The organism is Yersinia hibernica, assembly GCF_004124235.1.
Taxonomy (GTDB): Bacteria; Pseudomonadota; Gammaproteobacteria; order Enterobacterales; family Enterobacteriaceae; genus Yersinia; species Yersinia hibernica.
The window spans coordinates 3,378,253-3,397,073 of the sequence record NZ_CP032487.1 but is presented as its reverse complement, the minus strand read 5'-3'; the positions used below and the strand labels follow the sequence as shown (position 1 = coordinate 3,397,073).

The following is an 18,821-nucleotide window of genomic DNA, read 5'->3' as shown; positions in this document are numbered from 1 at the left end:
ATTTTATGTTTTTGCTCAGATAAAAACTATATTTTGTTTTTATATTTTATTGTAGACAAAAAATGAGTTAATTATTTGAGGGTTTTTCTATCCACGCCAGTCTCTCTATGTGAGTATGAAAAGGTAAGTCATTACATACCAGCTTGTAAAAATAGCATATTCCTTTTTGCTTTGTTTTAGAGGTGATATATGGATATTAATAAATCAAGTAAGATGTTTTATGTATTGGTTTTCATCTCATTTAATGTAATGTCCGATCGTTTTAATGATGATAATACGTGTTTTTATTCTAGCGATAATTATTTGGAAAAAAGTGATTCAAAGAAGTTTTGTGTGCCATCTTATACTGAAGATGAATGGCTTTTTAGTCAGTGGAATAACAATATATCTTCTATTAAGGTTCCGCTAAATATTCAAGTTGATGTTTTTAGTGATTTTTCATTTACCGGGAAATCAAAGTCACTTTATCAAGATACTAATGCTGCTGATTTGATTAACTATGGGTTAATGTCAGATATCAGTTCTTATCGAGTATTACCGAAAAAATTGTATCCTGATAATAAACGCATTCACTTTAATTATCACTCGGAATTATTTCCAGAGAAATATGTTGGCTATAATTATTTTATTAGCCGAGGGCACAGTATTATCTTAACCCGAGAAAACCAACCGAGAGATATAGATGGACAGAGCTCATCTATATTTTATAGTCATGCAGGACAGATTATGTCGGCATTTTCTGGGCAAGGGTTTGATCGCAATCTTTATTGTTTGCATGTAACAGATTTGCGAAGAGATAGGCGGAGTGCTGATGTCGCTTTTTCTTATTGTGATTTTTCCAACCCTGGGCAACGTTGGTTTCCTAAAAAGATAGAAGAAAAATTCACCTTGGTTAATCAAGCTACCGGCACTCCTTTGTTATTGGACGATGACGGATTCTATATTTATTTAGATGCTCAAGATAGTTCTATTAATCAATATCCTAATCGAAAACTAGAGCATTATCAGCCAGTAACGAGTATAGATACTATTTGGTTTGATGAACATTATATTGAAAAATTGAACTCACTGGCCGTAAGGCCATTTCTCCAATATAAAGAAACACTTGGGGTTTTAGATGGTCTTGGTCATCACAATATCATTTCGCACCATCTGGATGAAATTGATGATATTAATGTCTATCTAGAGTCCGGAGGGAAAAAAAGGTGGGATATTTACTATAATGCTGAAACCCAATATTTGCTTGCTTACAATAAGTTAAGTCAAGATAGGAAATTAGCAGAGACATCCTGCCTTTCATTGCTAAATAATAGTGATGAAGAACATTTGGCAGTTTATTTCTCCTATGATCGCAGTAGCTATAGTGATAACTCCATTACATATCATTGTGATAACGGTGTCGCTTATAATATGTATACTCATCGATGGAATTTTATGGCAGACCAAGGTTATCGCTATTTAGTTAATGGGTATGAAAATAAAGTTCTGCACTTTTTTACCAATGATAAACCGCAAAGGACAACCTATCGTGGTACATTGATTGGGCCAAAACCAGGGGTGCTCATTGGCAAAGCTATCAATTTTAATGAGCGAAAACCTCAGGATGCAATATTGACTAGTAATCAGGCACTGGCTTATAGCCTTGATATGGAAAAGAGGGTGTGTGAACTAAAAAACATAATTGATAACAAGGATACTCATTGCACAGGAGCAGATACCAGTTGGTCTTCAACTGATTATCACGTACAGAATACCCATCTCAGTCGTTATTACATTCCTTGGTTACTGATACGAATAGTATATAGGTTATATAGCGATGAATGGACTGATGAACTGACTGCTTTCTTGCAAAAAATTGAAGCACTGGACACTCTTCTGGAGAAAAATAAAGATAAGCCCGTTGACAGTGCTGTATTAGAACAAACAAAAGCGCTATTAGTTGAATTTTTACATACTTATAGCTCATCTGAATACAGCAAAATTTGGTATCAAGCTGCACATGTTCTCAATCGTGTTGAAGTATTGATCGAGTGGGGGAGTAACTCACCGTCATAATTAAAGTATGGTGTACGTTATTCACTATTAGCTGGAATTTTTCCAGCCGTGGCGGGTATTAGGTGGTTTTGATCAAAGAATGGCCTTATTTCAGCCCTTGTGACAGTTTGACCAATCAGTGCAAAATATAAAATATGGCGATGCGAAAACATTGCGCGAGAGTCATTTATCAATCATTTATAAGTATGTAGTAGGGAGCTTAGGCTCCCTTATTTTTAATCTATCTGTGCGGGGAGTTTATATAAAATAAAGAAGCTATTAAATTGGGAAAAAACCGAGCAATAATATTCTCATTATTTTTATTTTCACCTGAATCTGGTTGTAATGAAATATATTCTCCTTGGGTTTTGACCCTGCAGGATAATGTATTATCTATTGATTTGCGGATTGGAGCCGTGGTTTGCATATTTTCAGTGAGTGGTTTTCCTTCTGCGCATTTATTCTCTGGTTGAGTAAGATATTTAGACTGAGTTTTCTCCTCTGGCAGGATAACATCAATATAACGCTTGAGAGTTTGGAGGCGACCATTGATGTCCTCTTTGTTTAGCACTGAAAAATCAAGCTGACGAATGGTTTTTATTTCTTTTGCTAACTCAATTTTATTGCGAATGTCATTTTGACCTGAAAAAAACTCAACCAGCTTAGTGGCGGTATTAACTGATTTATTTTGTATGTTGTCATTAGCAACATAATTAAGGTTGCTGCAAATGTTAATTATATGATTTATTGCTGATTTCTCTATTTCGGCTTTTTTATTTTCACTACCATTATTATAGTGAGATATTAATTCGTGAATAGCATGATTTTTTAATAGTGTTTCAGGCGAGTTACGCCAAGTTAATCGAAGTATTGGTGGTCGGTCTGAAGATATTGCAGTCGTGAATCCTGTCATATTTATTATCCTTTTCGCTGAATTAATTTTCACTATAGCATGTGAATTTTATTGAAATAAATAAGGGGCTTTATAAATCAGTATTATACCTTACTTGGATTTATGACTATTTCTCGTGGTGTTTGAGGCCCGCCTGCGGCCAAATGTAAGGCGGCCGCTCACTCTCTTGAAATTTGATGATTTTTATATTTATCATCTGGTTACATAAATAATCGGTGGCACTAATCATTGGATGAGCTAATAGGTGATTGATCTTCTACCATCAGCCCGTGATAATAACAATTCTGACTCGGGGTGCCTGTCACAAATTGTGGGATGGCTGAGATATTACCCGTATTACCTGATCTGGATTATGCCAGCGTAGGGAAGTCTCGGCACCGCTGGGTACCGCCTTCTTGACCGCCGGTTAGGAGGAATATGTTGCTTCAACCTGCCGTTTTTTCTTCAGTTATGCCCATTCCCACCACACTATTGGCCTGCTTACCTGCTGATATATCTGCGGGGGCTTATTCATGAAGCGAATTAATGCACTCACCATCGCCGGAACTGACCCGAGCGGAGGGGCGGGTATTCAAGCTGATTTAAAAACCTTTTCTGCGCTACAGGCCTTTGGCACCAGTGTTATCACCGCTTTGGTAGCGCAAAATACCCGTGGTGTGCAGTCGGTTTACTCTATCGAGCCGGATTTTGTTGCTGCTCAAATGGATTCTGTGCTGAGTGATGTGCGTATCGATAGCGCCAAGATTGGCATGTTGGCAAATGCTGAGATTGTCGATGTTGTCACCACGCAACTGCGCCGTTACCCGATTCCATTTGTGGTGCTAGACACCGTGATGGTTGCCAAAAGTGGTGATCCATTGTTGGCACCCGAGGCGGTTGATGCGGTGCGCCGTTTACTGATTCCCCAGGTGGCCCTGATAACCCCTAATTTGCCGGAGGCTGCAGCATTACTCAATTGTCAGCCTGCACATAATGAGCATGAAATGTGTGAGCAGGGGCGGGCATTGTTAGCATTAGGTTGTCAGGGGGTATTGATGAAAGGTGGGCATTTGAGTGGTGAGGAAAGCCCGGATTGGCTGTTCACCGCACAGGGCGAACAGCGTTTTGTCACTCGCCGGGTTGATACCCGACATACCCACGGCACCGGGTGCACTTTATCGGCCGCCCTCGCCGCCTTGCGGCCGCGGCACACCAATTGGGCGGACACGGTGAGTGCGGCCAAAAATTATCTGCAAGGGGCGCTGGAGCAGGCAGACACCCTCGAGGTGGGGCAGGGGGTCGGGCCGGTACATCATTTCCATCAATGGTGGTAACCCTGAGTGCTTGGCGTTACCGCGATTACTGCGTCAGTAAATAGCGCTGTGTCATCGCAAACATCGCGATGGCACGCTGCAAATGATCAGCATCAAAACGGTTAAGCAAGTAACTTTTAGCACCTTTACGCGGGCGAATACACAGTAACAGTTTCGGATTATCTGCTTCATCTTTGATCCAGTCGAACTGATAGCTGCCGATGCTTTTTTCATCTTCCCGCCAGGAAATCTGTAATGCTGGCAATGGGTTATCTGCAGTCGGTTGCCTGACGGCAAAAAAGTATTCTCCCGCCCAGAAGCCAGCATAATTTTCATCAGATTGTAAGTTTTTGGCCCGGAAAACTGGGGCCGCAGCGAGCTGGTTGATGGCATCCAATGTTATTTCTTGCTGCGCTTGTTGCCACAATGGGACGTTATTTTCAATTTGCCAACAAGCCGCACCCAAATAATCATTCAGACCACGCCAATCACTGTCCAGTTGTTGGCGTAATTCCTCGTCGAGGATATTACGGTATTGCTGCATGCCACTTGGTTGGTCGCCCAGTGTTTCGTAGGTAATTAACTCCATGGTGCGGGGTTTGCGGCGAAAACTCATCCATAACACCACTTTAGGGATACGAAATTCAATCGACTGAATGCTGAGCCGATAGCTATCCCCTTTGTTCACTACAAAGCCGTTGGCAGTGCCGCGTTTATTTTGATAGTTCCGGATTATCACTACGCTATTTAGCCCCATCCAACCCGTCACATAATGCTCACTGTCAGAGTTGGCGACATCCAGGTCTACCACCATTTGGACGATTTTATCACTCTCGAGCTTGTCTAGTGGATGGGCATCCCCGGCGGAGTAATACAGTTTCTCGGGGGCTTCAGGTAACTCAAGGGTCAACATAACATGGCCTTCTTTCGGGAATGTATTCGTTATATTTCAAGCTGCAAGTGACTTGGCTGCTGTTGTTGCTTGCCCATAAAAACCGCATTATTGACCGCAGCCCGCTGACTTGTGTACCGCCGTCCTACAACTTAATTTATGTCGAGTATAGTTATCAATTCAAGATTGTCTGGTTTATATCTTACATCAAGCTGTCATACAGATTGCGCTATAACGAGAATTGGGATGAAAATTCGTGCTATGGATCAACTTTTTCTACAGTTAAGAGTCATAGACATGCAAACTAATATCACGCATGCAAATTTGTTGCACCGAGGCCAGTTGAATGCCTGGCGAGTAGATTAATCAGATAATAAGGATTTTCGATAATGAAAGGTCACAAAACCCGCCATTGTCTTGTTGCTGCGGCGATACTCAGTGCCTGTTCCTGGGCTTTCGCGCAGCCGGCGGCAATTATTGCCGCGTCCTCATCAGGCCCGACGCCGGTTCAGCCGGTCGAAACTAAACCTCTTCCTACCGCCGCCGACCTTTTACAACAGCCAGTGTATAAAAATAGCTGGCAAAAAATGGTCAAGAGCCAGAAAAATTTGCCGGCATGGGCGCGTAAAGGTGTCGGGACATCCGCGCCGTATGAGGTAATAAACTGGGAAGGGCAGCAATATAAAGTGGGGCGGATTTGTAAACCCCATGATTGCAGTAATCATTTTATGTGGGTTGCTTTCAGCCGGGATAAAAAGCAAGTTTGGCAGGCGTGGGGGATGCGAGTTTCAGTAGACAACAAACCTGAGGCACTTGATAATCCAAGTAAATTTGCTACTTATCAATGGTTGGGCCGCCCAAGTGAGAGTGCTCAAGCCATGCTGAAAAAGCAATTAGAGCAAGACCCTAACTGGCACTGATTTTTGATGCTTTGCTCCAGTTGCAGGAAAATGGCAACCTACCTGCAACGGGAGAGATGATGAGAATATTAGCCGATACCTGCTTGATGCAAGTCATGCAGGTTGATAGCACCCACTAACTTCCCATCAAGGTTAACCACTGGCGCGGCACTAATATGATGCTGATGCAGTGCTTCCAAAGCTTCGCCCGCCCGCCATTGCTCTGGCAATCGGTATCCTGGGCGAGTTATCGCGCCCCCTAGTGGTTGTTGCAGGGTGCCGCCTTTGACTAACCAGCGGCGTAAATCACCATCAGTGAACACCCCGACGACCCGTTGGTTTGCGTCACACACCGCTACCAGCCCTAATCCGGTGCGGCTCAGTTCCAGCATGGCCTCCATGACACTGTCTGACTCATTCACCATGGGCAAACGGTCACCGGTTCTCATTAAATGATGAACTCGGTTGAGTAACCGCGCGCCCAAGCTGCCACCGGGGTGCGAGCGAGCAAAGTCTTCAGCATTGAAACCACGATGACGCATTAATGCCATAGCCAGCGCATCACCCATCATCAAGGTGTTGACAGCACTTGATGTCGGCGCTAGCCCCATCGGGCAGGCTTCATGCTCCACACTGATATCCAGTACACACGCCGCCCCAAGTGCTAATGGCGACTCCTTACCCCCGGTGATGGCAATCACTGGAATATGGCTGTCTGCCAGCAATGGCAAAATCAAATCCAGTTCTTTGGCCCGCCCTGAGTATGAGATAAAAATCAGCACATCTTGTGGGCTAATCATGCCTAAATCGCCGTGCAATGCTTCGGCGGGATGAACAAAAAAGGCTGGCGTCCCGGTGCTGGCCAGTGAAGCGGCAATCTTTTTACCAATATGGCCGGATTTACCCATACCAGAAACCACCGCTTTGCCGGTGCAGGCGAGCAATAATTCACAAGCTTGCACAAAATTATCATCCAAACGTGATAACAAGCGCTGGGCTTCTGTTAGCTCAATTTCTAAGGTTTCACGGGCATAGGTCAGCAATGGATTAGTCATCTTTATCTACCAGAATGATGTTAATGCCCATTTTCTGTAATTCCTGCAAATACTCGTCACTAATACCTTTATCGGTAATCAGGGTATCGACGGCACTTAGCGGACAAACGACATTGGGGCTTTTACGGCCAAATTTGGAAGAGTCGACCAGCAGAATGATGCGGCTGGCGGCGCGACACATGGCGGTACTGACGTGATAAACTTCGTTAAACGTGGTGACACCAGCCTTTAAATCAACACCATCTGCGCCGATAAACAGCTTATCGAAGCTAAAGTTATCAAAGGCAGATTCAGCCAGGCTGCCATGAAAAGAGGCTGAACCCTTACGGTAAGTGCCGCCGGGCATCAAGATTGTCTGATCATTATCCAGCTCAACCAACTCATTGACGATATGCAAGCTGTTGGTCATCACCGTAATATTGTTGAACTTGGTCAGGTGCGGCACCATTTGCAGTACCGTGCTGCCGGCATCAAAAACCAGACTATCGCCATCTTTAATCAGTTGACTTGCCGCTTTAGCGATTTGTTTTTTCTTCTCGGTATTAATATGAGTTTTACGATCAATGGGTTGCTCTACATCATCGCGATTTAATACCACTCCGCCGTAGGTACGGATAACCGCCCCTTCATTTTCAAGACTCGTCAAATCTTTGCGGATTGTGGTGCCGGTGGTCGAAAAATGGGCGGCAAGTTGATCAACTGCCGTTTTACCGTGCTGCTGGAGATATTCCAGGATAGCGACTTGTCGCTGCTTTGGTTTCATAACGATTCCTGCTCAAGTATTTCCATTGCCTCTTTTTCAGGCATAACTTTTACATGAAAAAGAATAACTTTCATTGTGAAAATATCATGATTTCGGTTTAATCGCTAATGATAGTGCAGTTTGACATGCTGTATCCGTAGGGAAGATCACATCCGGGATTAAATCCTGCTGATGTAACCCATGGAGCTGCGGTAATGTGCGAGGCCGGGCAAAAACACTGATGCCCCGCATGATCATGCTGTCACTGACACGCATATCTTGATCAAAAGCCAGCGCCATCACGACTCTGGGTTTAAAACGACCACCAGAGCGGCCGACACCGACTGATTTACTGTGCTGGCAGAGCCTATCAAAAGCACGGTTAAAGCGGTTGATTTGCCACCATCCGAGCAAGATCTGAAGTACCCAGGCGATGATAACAATACTGATCAGTGCGGATGTAGGAGACATAATTTACCCTTTTGTCTTGACGCCTCTGTGGTGTTGGCTGCAGTGGGCAGATTTGTCACCCGCGCCACTGGTGCGAGTCAGTGGCCGGGCTTGACAATCTATTGCTTTAAAACATCACTTGCCCGCCGGTAATGTTAATTGATTGGCCGGTACAATACGCGGCTTTATCACTGGCGTAGAATAGCAGAGTATTCAGAACATCCTGATAATCACAGCCACGTTTTAGCGGGACTTTATCGGTATAGTATTTTTCAACTTCTTCCGGCTTGATACCCAACTTAGCGGCATACTGCGGTAAAAGTGACTGGAACATCGGCGATTTCAACAGATTTCCTAACATCAGTGAATGCACGGTGATGCCGTAATCAGCCAAATCCAGTGCTAATGACTGTGTCAAACCCACTCCGCCAAATTTTGCTGCACTATAACCAGAGTTGTGTTTGCTGCCCACTTTGCCTGATTTAGAATTGATTTGGATGATGCGTCCGGCAATACCATCACGGATCATTAGGCGGGAGAATTCACGCGCACATAAGAAATAACCGACCAGGTTCACTTGCAGTGAGCGGTCAAAATCATCCAGCGGGAAATCAGTGATAGGCGCGGCCTTGGCAATACCGGCACTGTAAACCAGCAGATTTGTTTGATGGAAATGCTGATCGACTGCTTTAGCCAACATTTGCACACTGCTTTCATGGGTTGCATCAACCTGAAAACCTTGTGCGCTGCCTGCACCATATTCAGCATTAATCTGCTCGGCGACCAACTGGGCATTGTCGGAATTTAAGTCAGCAACCGCCACTTTATACCCTGCTTCGGCCAGACCATGGCACAAAAACGCGCCCAGAGTTTGTCCACCACCAATCACTACTGCTACTTGTGACATAACGACCTCCCAATTTATCCTCGGTACTTGGAGTTGCAGCCGTGTTAACTGCAACTCCAATGACGTCGGATATAAATGAATAAATAAGTTAGCGAATAAATTTCAACGCGCTGCCGACCGGGATATCCGCCGGTGTCGGGCCGATGACATGGATGGAGCCAGGGAACTCGGGCTGCTCATCACCATTAAAACGAATGGTGACATGGCCCAGTTCGCGCAGATTCTGTGTCGCCACGTCCCCTACGGCGGTGATGACATAGCGCTGCTCGGCCAGTTCCATAATGTTGCCCGCCTGTAATTCCCCATCGGTGGTGCTGTGCTGGTGGATAAAACAGAACTCTTCAATATCCTTAGGTGCCCCCTCGCGGAAGGTGATGAGCATGTCATCCAGCAGCGCCTCGCGGGCGCTGTCACCGATATTGATAATGGTTGTCTGATAAATTGTATTCATACGTACATCCTTAACCGTTGAATGTATTACAGAAAATCTAGTGCTGTGGTCTTATTGATAATGTTTTACTGATAAATAAAGGCTGATGCTGCCCAAGCAATCAATACTGTCGGCGCACCGGTCAGGAAGCGGCCCACCAACACGGACGGCACCCCCACGCGCACGGTATCTTGCTTCGCTTCTGCCAGAGATAGACCGACTGGGATAAAGTCACACGCCGCCTGAGCATTGATCGCAAATAGCGCTGGCAGGGCCAATTGTGGTGGGATATTTCCCAAACCAATTTGTACCCCAACCAATACCCCGATAACTTGTGCAATAACGGCCCCTGGGCCTAAGAACGGTGACAGCAATGGGAAGGAGCAAATCAGTGCCAAGAGCACTAACCCAATCGGGCTGCTGGCCAGCGGTGTTAAGCCGTGAGCAATAAAGTCACCTAAACCGGATGCCATGATGATGCCGATTAATGCCGAGACGAAGGCCATAAACGGCAGGATGGTCTTCAGTACAGTATCAATGGTGTCGCGGCCCGACTGGAAGAACACGGCAACCACAGAACCCATGCCCATGCCCACTTTTGCCAGTAAACCGTCACTTTGCTCGGTGATTTTTTTAGTGGTGTCGTAATCACGGCCATTTTTGGCCGCGGCGGTTTCTACCGCTTTAGGGGCGGTTTCTACTGGGGATTCAGTGTTAGAGGCTGCTGCTGCACTGTCGGTTTTACTGATTTTCTGAATGTTTTTTTCACGAACACCGGAAACATAGATATCTTCCAGAATGTATTTCGCCATTGGCCCAGATTGACCGGTTGAATGGATGTTGACGGTTGGTATACGGCGTTTCGGGTACAAGCCACAGCGCAGGGTGCCACCACAGTCAATAATTGCGACGGCGATTTCTTCAGCCGGCGGCTCGCCTTCTTTGAATCCATCAACCGCTTCCCAGCCCGTCAATTCACTAATGCGGTCAATAATGGCCGGGCGAGTACCGGCAGTGATATAGACAATCTTTTTGCCGGGGACGACTGGCAACTCTAATGGGCCACCCCAACCGCCTTCGCCTTTTTCAATCCGGATAAATTCACTCATGATCTGCTCCACACAGTATGTATTTGAATTAAATATTAAAGTTGTACGTTACGGTCCAGGCGGATGCCCATTTTGCGTTCAAAAATGGACGTCGTCAGATCAGTAATCCAGCCGCGGAAGAAGTTGGTGACCAACCCGACCAAGAAGTAGCTCACCGCCAATGGGCCTAATGGCAGGCCCAGTGTGGTTAAACCACTGGCAATACCGAGGTAAACGAACAACTCGCCCGGGTTAATGTGTGGGAACAAACCATTCATTGAGTGGCAGCTGTATGACGCCGCCGCGTAATAGCTGGGTTTATATTTTTCGGGCATAAAGCGCCCAAGACTTAATGTCATTGGGTTACAGAATACAAAGGTACCAACCAGTGGCAATAACAGATAACGGGAAACAGGGTTACCCGCGCAGCGCTGTGCCAAACGTTCAATTCTGTCTTGACCGACAAATTTGATCAGCGCATTCATGATGACTAACAAACTAATTAATAAAGGTAAAATCCCGGTGACCATGCCAACAAAAACTTCTCCCCCTTTTTGGAAGAGCCCGATAAACCACTCGGCTCCATGGGTTATAAGTTCAATCATTCTGTTTCTCCTGTAATCGAGGTTATGGCTGTTTTTATAAAATTTTGTTATTAAAGATAAATGTAATGTTCCGCGTGCTAAAGCGGGGTCAAAACACTGAGGTATCAGCATGAACTTCAGCATCTTGTTTGTCGCCACGTGCACTACCATAATCATTTTTTAGATCTATTTATTGCATGTAGATCACACTTTGAAAGATAAACCTTTCAAAGTGAATATTAGAAATAAAAGAAAATTGAACTGAAATGAAAGTTTTTTGTATGAAAAATACAGAGGATTAAACTATGGCCGAATTCTAACCGAGGTAGACTGAGGGGCGCGGGAGGTAATAAAATTGAGGATAATCATGGGCTAATCATTGTTAGCCCAGATAAGAATAGTTAACCTAGCAGCTCGCAATTTGGTGGAAGGCGGCACTGAATGGCATTGGGGATAACTTCAATACGAAAGTTTTTTCCTGACAGAGGTTCGCCATCAAGATTAAAGGTGATGTCATGTGGAGCAGTGATTTCAAGCCAAGGTAGTGATGTCTCAATCACATTTTTGTTTTTCTCACCACTAAAGACACTGGCCAGTAGGGCAGGAAGCAACTCTTCTGCTATCAACAAACGTAATTGTAATAGGCCGTCATTAATCAGTGCATCGGGGCACAGAGGCTGCCCACCACCGGCTTGTCTGCCATTGCCAATACCAATGACTAATGCATCGCCAGACCACTCGAAATCAGGGCCGCGAATTTCACAACTGTCGGCTTTAATGGTATCCATGCGCATCAGGCCATGAATAAAGTAAGATGCGCCGCCCAACACCGCCTTGAGTTTGTCCGGCGTCTCCGTGGTAATGCGTGTCCCAAAACCCCCGGTGGCCATATTGATAAAATAGTGTTTGTCATTCACCTGCGCCATATCAATGGCCACTTCCCGACCTTTAACCGCCAGCTGCAAGGCATTTTCTATTTGCGCAGGGATGCTACAGCTGGTGGCAAAATCATTGGCGGTGCCCAGCGGCAGGATTCCTAAGCTGGGGCGCTTCTCCTTAGGCAAGGTTATCAGCGCGCTGGCAACCTCATTAATCGTGCCGTCACCGCCACCCGCAATCACCGTCTCGACGGCCAGCACTGCTGCTTCTTCGACATAGCGTTTGGCATCACCTTGCTCCCATGTTACGCGAACATGAAGAGTGACCCCCTCATCACGCAAGTTTTTGACTGCATTGCGAACATCTTGGTTACCCGCTTCTTTGCCATTGAGGATAAGAAGAGTATGTGGCATTGAGGTCATAACTTGCTCCAGATCATTTCTGCAATAAGAGTAACAGTAACCCATAATTGTTTAATTTATCTATCAGATTATTCAACAAATAATGGAGAATATCAGTAATTGTTGGTCTTAATAAAAAGAGGTTTTATTTTTACAGGAGTACTTATTTAGCTAAGATAAATTTTATTTAGGATAGGATTATTCATAATATGCGGCTATTCTTATTATTATCTCACTGCATAACAAGAATCATTAATAATAAAGGCGTGATGAAAGTCACTTATAATCAAATGGTTATGGTCATAAAAAGAAAAGGCCAGCCCAAGGGAGATTGGGCTAGCCAAGGAGGTGGTTCCTAGTCTTGCTTTAAAACTTTTTTAGTTCTTGATTGTACTCAAGCTATCCTACCCCAGTGTTATTATAATTGATGTGATCCATTTCTAATATTTGCTAAAAATGCCATCTTGGTGATGGCATTATTTGTTATTGCACTTTTTTATGCTTTTTCATGGGGATTGCGGCTATTTGTCCCATTCAGATTCCGTATCAGTAAGCCATATTCCACATTAATGTCCTGTGGAATGGGTAAATACATGATATGCCCATTACCCGGTGCGATATCCACCGGTTGGCCTTTTTTATCCTGCATACTTTCAAGGGTAAACTGGATATTACCGCTGGGAGTCATCAGTTCAACACTGTCACCGACCGAGAATTTATTTTTGACCACCACCTCAGCCAAACCATCACGGCGCACACCGGTAAACTCGCCGACAAATTGCTGGCGCTCCGAAACAGAATAGCCATATTCATAGGTTTGCTGCTCTTCATGGGCATGACGGCGCAGGAAACCTTCGGTGTAACCGCGGTGAGCCAGACCCTCCAATGTGGTCAGTAACGTCGGGTCGAAAGGTTTACCGGCCACGGCGTCATCAATGGCGCGGCGATAAACCTGCGCCGTACGGGCGCAATAATAAAATGACTTAGTGCGCCCCTCAATTTTCAGCGAATGCACTCCCATCTGGGTCAGGCGCTCCACATGCTGAATAGCACGTAGGTCTTTGGAATTCATGATATAAGTGCCGTGCTCATCTTCAGTGGCGGTCATATACTCACCAGGGCGTTGGGCTTCTTCTATCATAAATACTTTGTCAGTCGGCGCGCCGATACCCAAGGTGGGCTCAACATTCTTCACCGCAATAGGCTGGTGGACATGCACGATATTACCAATATCATCTTCTTTACCCTGCTGGACATTATATTCCCAGCGACAGGCATTGGTGCATGTTCCCTGATTCGGATCGCGCTTATTGATATAACCGGAGAGCAGGCAACGGCCGGAATAAGCCATGCACAGTGCGCCGTGGACAAATATTTCCAGTTCCATATCCGGCACTTGTGCGCGGATTTCAGCGATTTCCTCCAGTGATAGTTCACGGGAAAGAATCACCCGGGTCAGCCCCATTTGCTGCCAGAATTTGACGGTGGCCCAGTTCACTGCATTGGCTTGCACCGACAGGTGGATATCCATCTGAGGGAATGCCTCGCGCACCATCATAATCAAACCCGGATCAGACATAATCAGGGCATCTGGCCCCATATCAATCACCGGTTTTAAGTCGCGCAGGAAGGTTTTCAGCTTTGAGTTATGGGGCGCAATATTGACCACCACATAAAAGCGCTTACCCAAAGCATGTGCCTCCTGAATACCTAAGGCCAGATTCTCATGGTTGAATTCATTATTCCGTACCCGCAGGCTATAGCGCGGCTGACCGGCATAAACCGCATCTGCGCCATAAGCAAAGGCATAGCGCATATTTTTAAGGGTACCGGCTGGGGAGAGTAATTCCGGGGTAAAAGGCAGATTTGCACCAGATGTTGATGATGACGATTTTGTTAACGACATATAGCGGCTCTCAGTCTGAGTTCAAGTCAGAACCACGCCCGAGGGGGGTGGCTAAAAGCCGGGGATTGTAACCTTGGCAACTTTGAAAATCAGCCATTGCACAATCTTTGTAAGGTTTAAATGATCTGGATCAATTTGAGGGGTAATAAGCGCGGTCAGTAGCCCCGCGCGTGTCGCCATTATCTTTCAAATTACAGGTCTGGTGGCGGGGTTAGCATCAATGCTGTTCAAATCGGCCTGCGACCCATTTGCCACTTATTTGCCGCCTTCCTACACCTTGAAATCTATTGGGTACAAAAATAGGTCAGTAAAATATTGCTATCTAATCAATAAGGTTACAGCGTTAAATCTTTAATGATTGTTGTTGGGCCATTTTTCATCACAGAGGCAATGCCATTTTTAGCCGCAGTTTCGGAGCTGTAGAATTCGCTGACACCAATAACCTGATGGTTTTTCGCTTTCAACACAAAATAAGGCTCATTTTTGGTGTTGTGCTTCAGCTCATATTGGTTTTCGAGCGGGGAGTTACTTTGCACTGATGATATGCCGTTTTCAGTGGAGGCCTTGCTGGCATACATCTCACTGGTGAGAATAATTTCACCATTACTGGCTTTTAGCGTAAAAAAGTACTGTCCATTCTTTGCCTTCTTAATCTCATAATGACCTGTGGCCATAGTATTTCTCCTGTTGGTGGTGATACCTCCTATGAGTGTAGTCAAGCTTGGCCGGAATGGAGGGCACCCCCAACATAATGCCAATATTGTGAAGGAAAATTACAGTAACCGGCAAATCTCTGCTTCCCAGCGATAGCCCATTCCATAAACCGCGCGAATGAATGGCTTCTCACCATCAAGAGATTCTAATTTACGGCGCAAGTTTTTAATGTGGCTGTCGATAGTGCGGTCAGTCACTACGCGGTAATCGTCATACAGGTTATTGAGCAGCTGCTCACGGCTAAAAACATGCCCCGGTTGGGTTGCCAGAATTTTCAGCAGACGAAACTCAGCCGGGGTCAGCTCCAGCAGGTGGCCTTGATAACTGGCTTGAAAGCGCGATTCATCAATCAGCAGTGGCGCATTATCACTGGGTTGCTCGCGCTGTTGTTGGCAGCGGCGCAGGATAGTTTTTACCCGCGCGACCACTTCCCGTGGGCTATAAGGCTTGCAGATATAATCATCCGCTCCAATTTCCAGCCCCAGTAACCGGTCGATCTCTTCTGTTTTCGCGGTGACCATCATGATAGGAACATCAGAAAAACGGCGAATTTCACGGCAAATACTGATGCCATCACTGCCCGGCAACATGAGATCCAGCAAGATGATAGCTGGCGGTGCCTGACGAACTGCGGCCACCACTTCTGCGCCGTTAGTGAGCCACTGGGTATGGTAACCCGCGGCTTGTAGGTAATCGACCAAGAGCTGGCCGAGCTTGGGCTCATCTTCAACAATCAATACGGTGCCAGACTGAAGCTGTTGTTGCATGAAATGAATTACCCTAGTGAATGGAATAGCGGAAATACTACCGTAATCCGCAAGCCACCCATAGGTGAATGTTCAGCACTGATTTTCCCACCATGGGCTTCGACAATATTATGGCAAATCGCCAAACCCAGCCCCGAGCCACCACTGGCGCGGTTACGCGAGTTTTCAGTGCGATAAAAACGTTCAAAAATACGTTGCAACTGCTCGTCGTTAAGCCCCGGCTTACTGTCTTGCCAGCAGAGTGTTAATGTCTGTTCTTCCTGCTGTGCCGTAATTGCTAACCGGCCGCCATCATTGGTGTAGCGCAGGCTATTTTCCAGCAAGTTGTGAAACAGTTGATTTAACCGGTCGGGGTCGCCAAACATCACCGCCTGTTCTGGCAATTGGGCGGTGATGGTGATGTTTTTGCTGTCAAAACGGCCGCGGAAGCTGGCGATGGCAATTTGCAGCAGGCGGGTGGCATCCAGTTGGGTTTTGCGGTAAGCCAGCGCCCCCCGGTCAGAGAGCGATAATTGGTGTAAGTCATTCACCAGCTTGGTTAATATCCCGACTTCAGCTTGTAGCGAGACTAATGACTCCGGTGTTGGTGCGCGCACACCATCTTGCAACGCCTCCAGCTCACCGCGCAATACCGCCAGTGGGGTGCGCAGCTCGTGGGAAACATCGGCCATAAAGTCGCGCCGCATCTGCTCATTTTTCTCCAATGAGCTGGCAAGTTGGTTAAAATCCTGTGCCAAGCGGCCCAGCTCATCCCGGCTACTGACTGCCACTCGAGCACTGAAATCACCCGCGGCTAGCCGATGAGTGCCCTCCACCAGCCGTTTGACCGGGGCCAGCATGCCACGGGATAAAATCCATGTGACTGCGGCGGCCAGTAAGGTCGACAAGCCGACAATAATCCAACTGGTGCGGCGCTGTTGCTGGTCAAAATTAATGTCGGCATTGCGGGTCAGTTTTTCTGGTGGGGTCGACATCACCCAGCCAACGACTTGTTTATTCACCGTTATAGGTTGGCGGCTAGCCTCTTTGGGCACCTGGCCAGAACGGCCAGCTAGCACGTTATTGTGGCTATCAACCACCCAAAATTGAGCACGCCAGCCGTGTGGCGGCAGGTTGCGGCTGTTGTCGCCACTTTGCTCGAAAGAGCGCATGATTTGATAAATCATCTGGTCATTATTGCGCAGAAAATCCCAGTTACCATAGTGCTGGTATTGCACCTCGAGGGCATCACCCAGCATGGTTATGCGCTGCTGATTGCTTTGCTTGATATAATCGATAAAACCGCGCTCGAAACTGGCTCTAACCCCCCAGTGCATGGTAATTAGCACCAGCATGCAGGTGGCGAAGATGGCCATGAACAGTTTTCCGGTAATGCCTACCCTCATGATATCTCCCTCTGTTTTATCGGTTGGCCGGTTTAGCTGGCGGGCGGGATAGGTTGCGATTAGTGCCTGTATCCGGTGGCACGCGGTTAAATATCAGGGCTGGTAGCGCAATAATAATGGCCATACACAGGTAACTGTAGAGAAACGCGCTGTGAGTCGCCGGGGTGTTTATCGCGACCTGATTATGGGCAAATACACCGAGCAATATCCCGGCGGTACTGACCCCCAAGCTCATTGACAGTTGCATAACCATCGACAACAGGCTATTGCCGCTACTGGCCAAGCGGTTGGGTAAATCTTTTAGAGTCAATGTATTCATAGTGGAGAAGCGCAGCGCATTAAGCATTCCCTGAAAGAATAACACCACCGGCAGCAGGAGCATCCACCCCAGCAGCGCCACCAGCGGGAGACTCAAGCTGACGACCGCCAGTAGCAAAGTGGCACTGACCAGCACTCGGCGGTAACCGAAGCGGTTGACCACGCGCACGATAATTCGCTTCATGCCCATGCTGCCGATAATCATCGGGATCATCATTAATCCTGCATGGAATGGGGTAAACCCCAGCCCAATTTGCAGAAAAACCGGCGTCATAAAGGGCAACATACCACTGCCGATGCGGGCGCTCATGCTGCCGATCAGGCCCAAAGAATAGGATTTGTGGTTAAACAACCGCAGTGTGAATAGCGCCGAACTGTTACCTTTGGCATGCCACCAATAACCCGCCAGGGCCAATATCGCGCACAAGACTAAGCCCGCGATCGCCAGTGGCGGCAAGCCCAGACCTTTATGCCCATCTAATGCCAGTGTCAATGTTGCCATGCCGATAGCCAGCATGATAAAGCCACTGATATCAAAGCGCCGGGTTCGGGTAGTGTAATTGGGCATCAACCATAAAGTGGCTAATGTGCCGACCACGCCGACTGGCAAGTTGATCAAAAATATCCAGTGCCAGCTGGCATATTCGACCAAAAATCCCCCCAGCGCCGGCCCGACTAATGGCCCAATCTGACCGGGCAAGGTTACAAATGCCATGGCCGACATATATTGTTCGCGTGGCACGATTTTCATCACGGTCAGGCGGCCGACCGGCACCATCATGGAACCGCCAACCCCTTGAATAACCAGAGAAAAAATTAACTCGTTCAAGGTTTCCGCTTGCGCGCACATCAAGGAGCCGAGAGTAAACAGGATAATGGCCGAGAAGAATATCCATTTAACCCCCACTTTATCGGCCAGCCAGCCACTGGCCGGCAGCATCACCGCCACGGTCAGCACATAAGAGACAATCACCGACTGCATGCGCAACGGATTTTCGCCCAAACTGGCCGCCATTGAGGGCAGGGCGGTGTTGACGATGGTGGTGTCCAGCGTCTGCATAAAAAAGCCAAAAGCGACTATCCACAGTTGCCAGCGGATGGAGGTCGCTTGAGTCATCCCCGTCATTTTTCAAACCACCGCAGTGTTGGCAGTGTCTTGAAATTT

The 18,821-nt window shown here is 46.7% G+C and carries 18 protein-coding genes and 1 riboswitch; of the genes, 3 read left to right on the top strand and 15 right to left on the bottom strand.

Annotated features, from left to right (window positions below; translation table 11 throughout):
* The first annotated feature begins 189 nt into the window (after positions 1–189).
* Entirely contained in the window at positions 190–2,055 is a 1,866-nt protein-coding gene (locus tag D5F51_RS15990; RefSeq protein ID WP_129197815.1) for a hypothetical protein, read from the top strand.
* Positions 2,056–2,275: 220 nt separating this feature from the next.
* On the opposite strand, the gene D5F51_RS15985 is transcribed toward D5F51_RS15990, so the two are convergent.
* Positions 2,276–2,947 (bottom strand): hypothetical protein, encoded by a 672-nt coding sequence (locus tag D5F51_RS15985; RefSeq protein ID WP_129197814.1) that lies wholly within the window; start codon positions 2,945–2,947, stop codon positions 2,276–2,278.
* A gap of 280 nt (positions 2,948–3,227) precedes the next feature.
* Positions 3,228–3,331, top strand: a riboswitch (TPP riboswitch).
* A 128-nt stretch (positions 3,332–3,459) separates the two neighbouring features.
* Here D5F51_RS15985 and thiD point away from each other — a divergent pair.
* On the top strand, positions 3,460–4,260 hold the full coding sequence (thiD, locus tag D5F51_RS15980; protein ID WP_129197813.1) for a bifunctional hydroxymethylpyrimidine kinase/phosphomethylpyrimidine kinase: 801 nt from the start codon (positions 3,460–3,462) through the stop codon (positions 4,258–4,260).
* Positions 4,261–4,285: 25 nt separating this feature from the next.
* Here the strand turns inward: thiD and D5F51_RS15975 are convergent, their stop codons facing one another.
* Entirely contained in the window at positions 4,286–5,152 is an 867-nt protein-coding gene (locus D5F51_RS15975; protein ID WP_162301761.1) for a hypothetical protein, read from the bottom strand.
* Positions 5,153–5,520: 368 nt separating this feature from the next.
* On the opposite strand from D5F51_RS15975, the gene D5F51_RS15970 reads away from it, so the two are divergent.
* Positions 5,521–6,051, top strand: a complete 531-nt coding sequence (locus D5F51_RS15970) for an inhibitor of vertebrate lysozyme family protein (RefSeq protein WP_129197812.1) — start codon at positions 5,521–5,523, stop codon at positions 6,049–6,051.
* 68 nt (positions 6,052–6,119) lie between these two features.
* Here D5F51_RS15970 and gutQ read toward each other — a convergent pair whose 3' ends face one another.
* From gutQ to mdtD, 13 genes are all read right to left on the bottom strand, one after another.
* Positions 6,120–7,085, bottom strand: coding sequence for an arabinose-5-phosphate isomerase GutQ (gene gutQ, locus D5F51_RS15960; protein ID WP_129197811.1), 966 nt, complete (start codon positions 7,083–7,085; stop codon positions 6,120–6,122).
* The gene (gene srlR, locus D5F51_RS15955) at positions 7,078–7,848 is read right to left on the bottom strand and encodes a glucitol operon DNA-binding transcriptional repressor SrlR (RefSeq protein ID WP_025379182.1); all 771 of its coding nucleotides are present in this window, start codon (positions 7,846–7,848) and stop codon (positions 7,078–7,080) included. The genes gutQ and srlR overlap by 8 nt, the downstream gene beginning before the upstream one ends.
* Before the next feature lie 84 nt (positions 7,849–7,932).
* Entirely contained in the window at positions 7,933–8,298 is a 366-nt protein-coding gene (gene gutM, locus D5F51_RS15950; RefSeq protein WP_025379181.1) for a transcriptional regulator GutM, read from the bottom strand.
* 106 nt (positions 8,299–8,404) lie between these two features.
* Positions 8,405–9,184: a sorbitol-6-phosphate dehydrogenase gene (gene srlD / locus D5F51_RS15945; RefSeq protein WP_129197810.1), complete on the bottom strand. Its 780-nt coding sequence runs from the start codon at positions 9,182–9,184 to the stop codon at positions 8,405–8,407.
* 88 nt (positions 9,185–9,272) lie between these two features.
* The gene (gene srlB / locus D5F51_RS15940; RefSeq protein ID WP_025379179.1) at positions 9,273–9,635 is read right to left on the bottom strand and encodes a PTS glucitol/sorbitol transporter subunit IIA; all 363 of its coding nucleotides are present in this window, start codon (positions 9,633–9,635) and stop codon (positions 9,273–9,275) included.
* Positions 9,636–9,700: 65 nt separating this feature from the next.
* Positions 9,701–10,723: a PTS glucitol/sorbitol transporter subunit IIB gene (gene srlE, locus D5F51_RS15935; protein ID WP_129197809.1), complete on the bottom strand. Its 1,023-nt coding sequence runs from the start codon at positions 10,721–10,723 to the stop codon at positions 9,701–9,703.
* 35 nt (positions 10,724–10,758) lie between these two features.
* Complete coding sequence (gene srlA, locus D5F51_RS15930) at positions 10,759–11,307, bottom strand: PTS glucitol/sorbitol transporter subunit IIC (RefSeq protein WP_025379177.1); 549 nt, start codon at positions 11,305–11,307, stop codon at positions 10,759–10,761.
* Between the two features lie 380 nt (positions 11,308–11,687).
* Positions 11,688–12,578 (bottom strand): lipid kinase YegS, encoded by an 891-nt coding sequence (yegS, locus tag D5F51_RS15925; protein ID WP_129199399.1) that lies wholly within the window; start codon positions 12,576–12,578, stop codon positions 11,688–11,690.
* A 484-nt stretch (positions 12,579–13,062) separates the two neighbouring features.
* Positions 13,063–14,472: a prephenate-dependent tRNA uridine(34) hydroxylase TrhP gene (trhP, locus tag D5F51_RS15920; RefSeq protein WP_129197808.1), complete on the bottom strand. Its 1,410-nt coding sequence runs from the start codon at positions 14,470–14,472 to the stop codon at positions 13,063–13,065.
* Between the two features lie 335 nt (positions 14,473–14,807).
* A complete protein-coding gene (locus D5F51_RS15915; RefSeq protein ID WP_129197807.1) occupies positions 14,808–15,146 on the bottom strand; it encodes a YegP family protein in 339 nt (112 codons plus the stop codon).
* Between the two features lie 99 nt (positions 15,147–15,245).
* Positions 15,246–15,953, bottom strand: coding sequence for an envelope stress response regulator BaeR (baeR, locus tag D5F51_RS15910; RefSeq protein WP_025379173.1), 708 nt, complete (start codon positions 15,951–15,953; stop codon positions 15,246–15,248).
* An 8-nt stretch (positions 15,954–15,961) separates the two neighbouring features.
* Complete coding sequence (gene baeS / locus D5F51_RS15905) at positions 15,962–17,338, bottom strand: envelope stress sensor histidine kinase BaeS (RefSeq protein WP_129197805.1); 1,377 nt, start codon at positions 17,336–17,338, stop codon at positions 15,962–15,964.
* Positions 17,339–17,354: 16 nt separating this feature from the next.
* Positions 17,355–18,782, bottom strand: coding sequence for an MFS transporter (mdtD, locus tag D5F51_RS15900; protein WP_162301759.1), 1,428 nt, complete (start codon positions 18,780–18,782; stop codon positions 17,355–17,357).
* Positions 18,783–18,821: the final 39 nt, after the last annotated feature.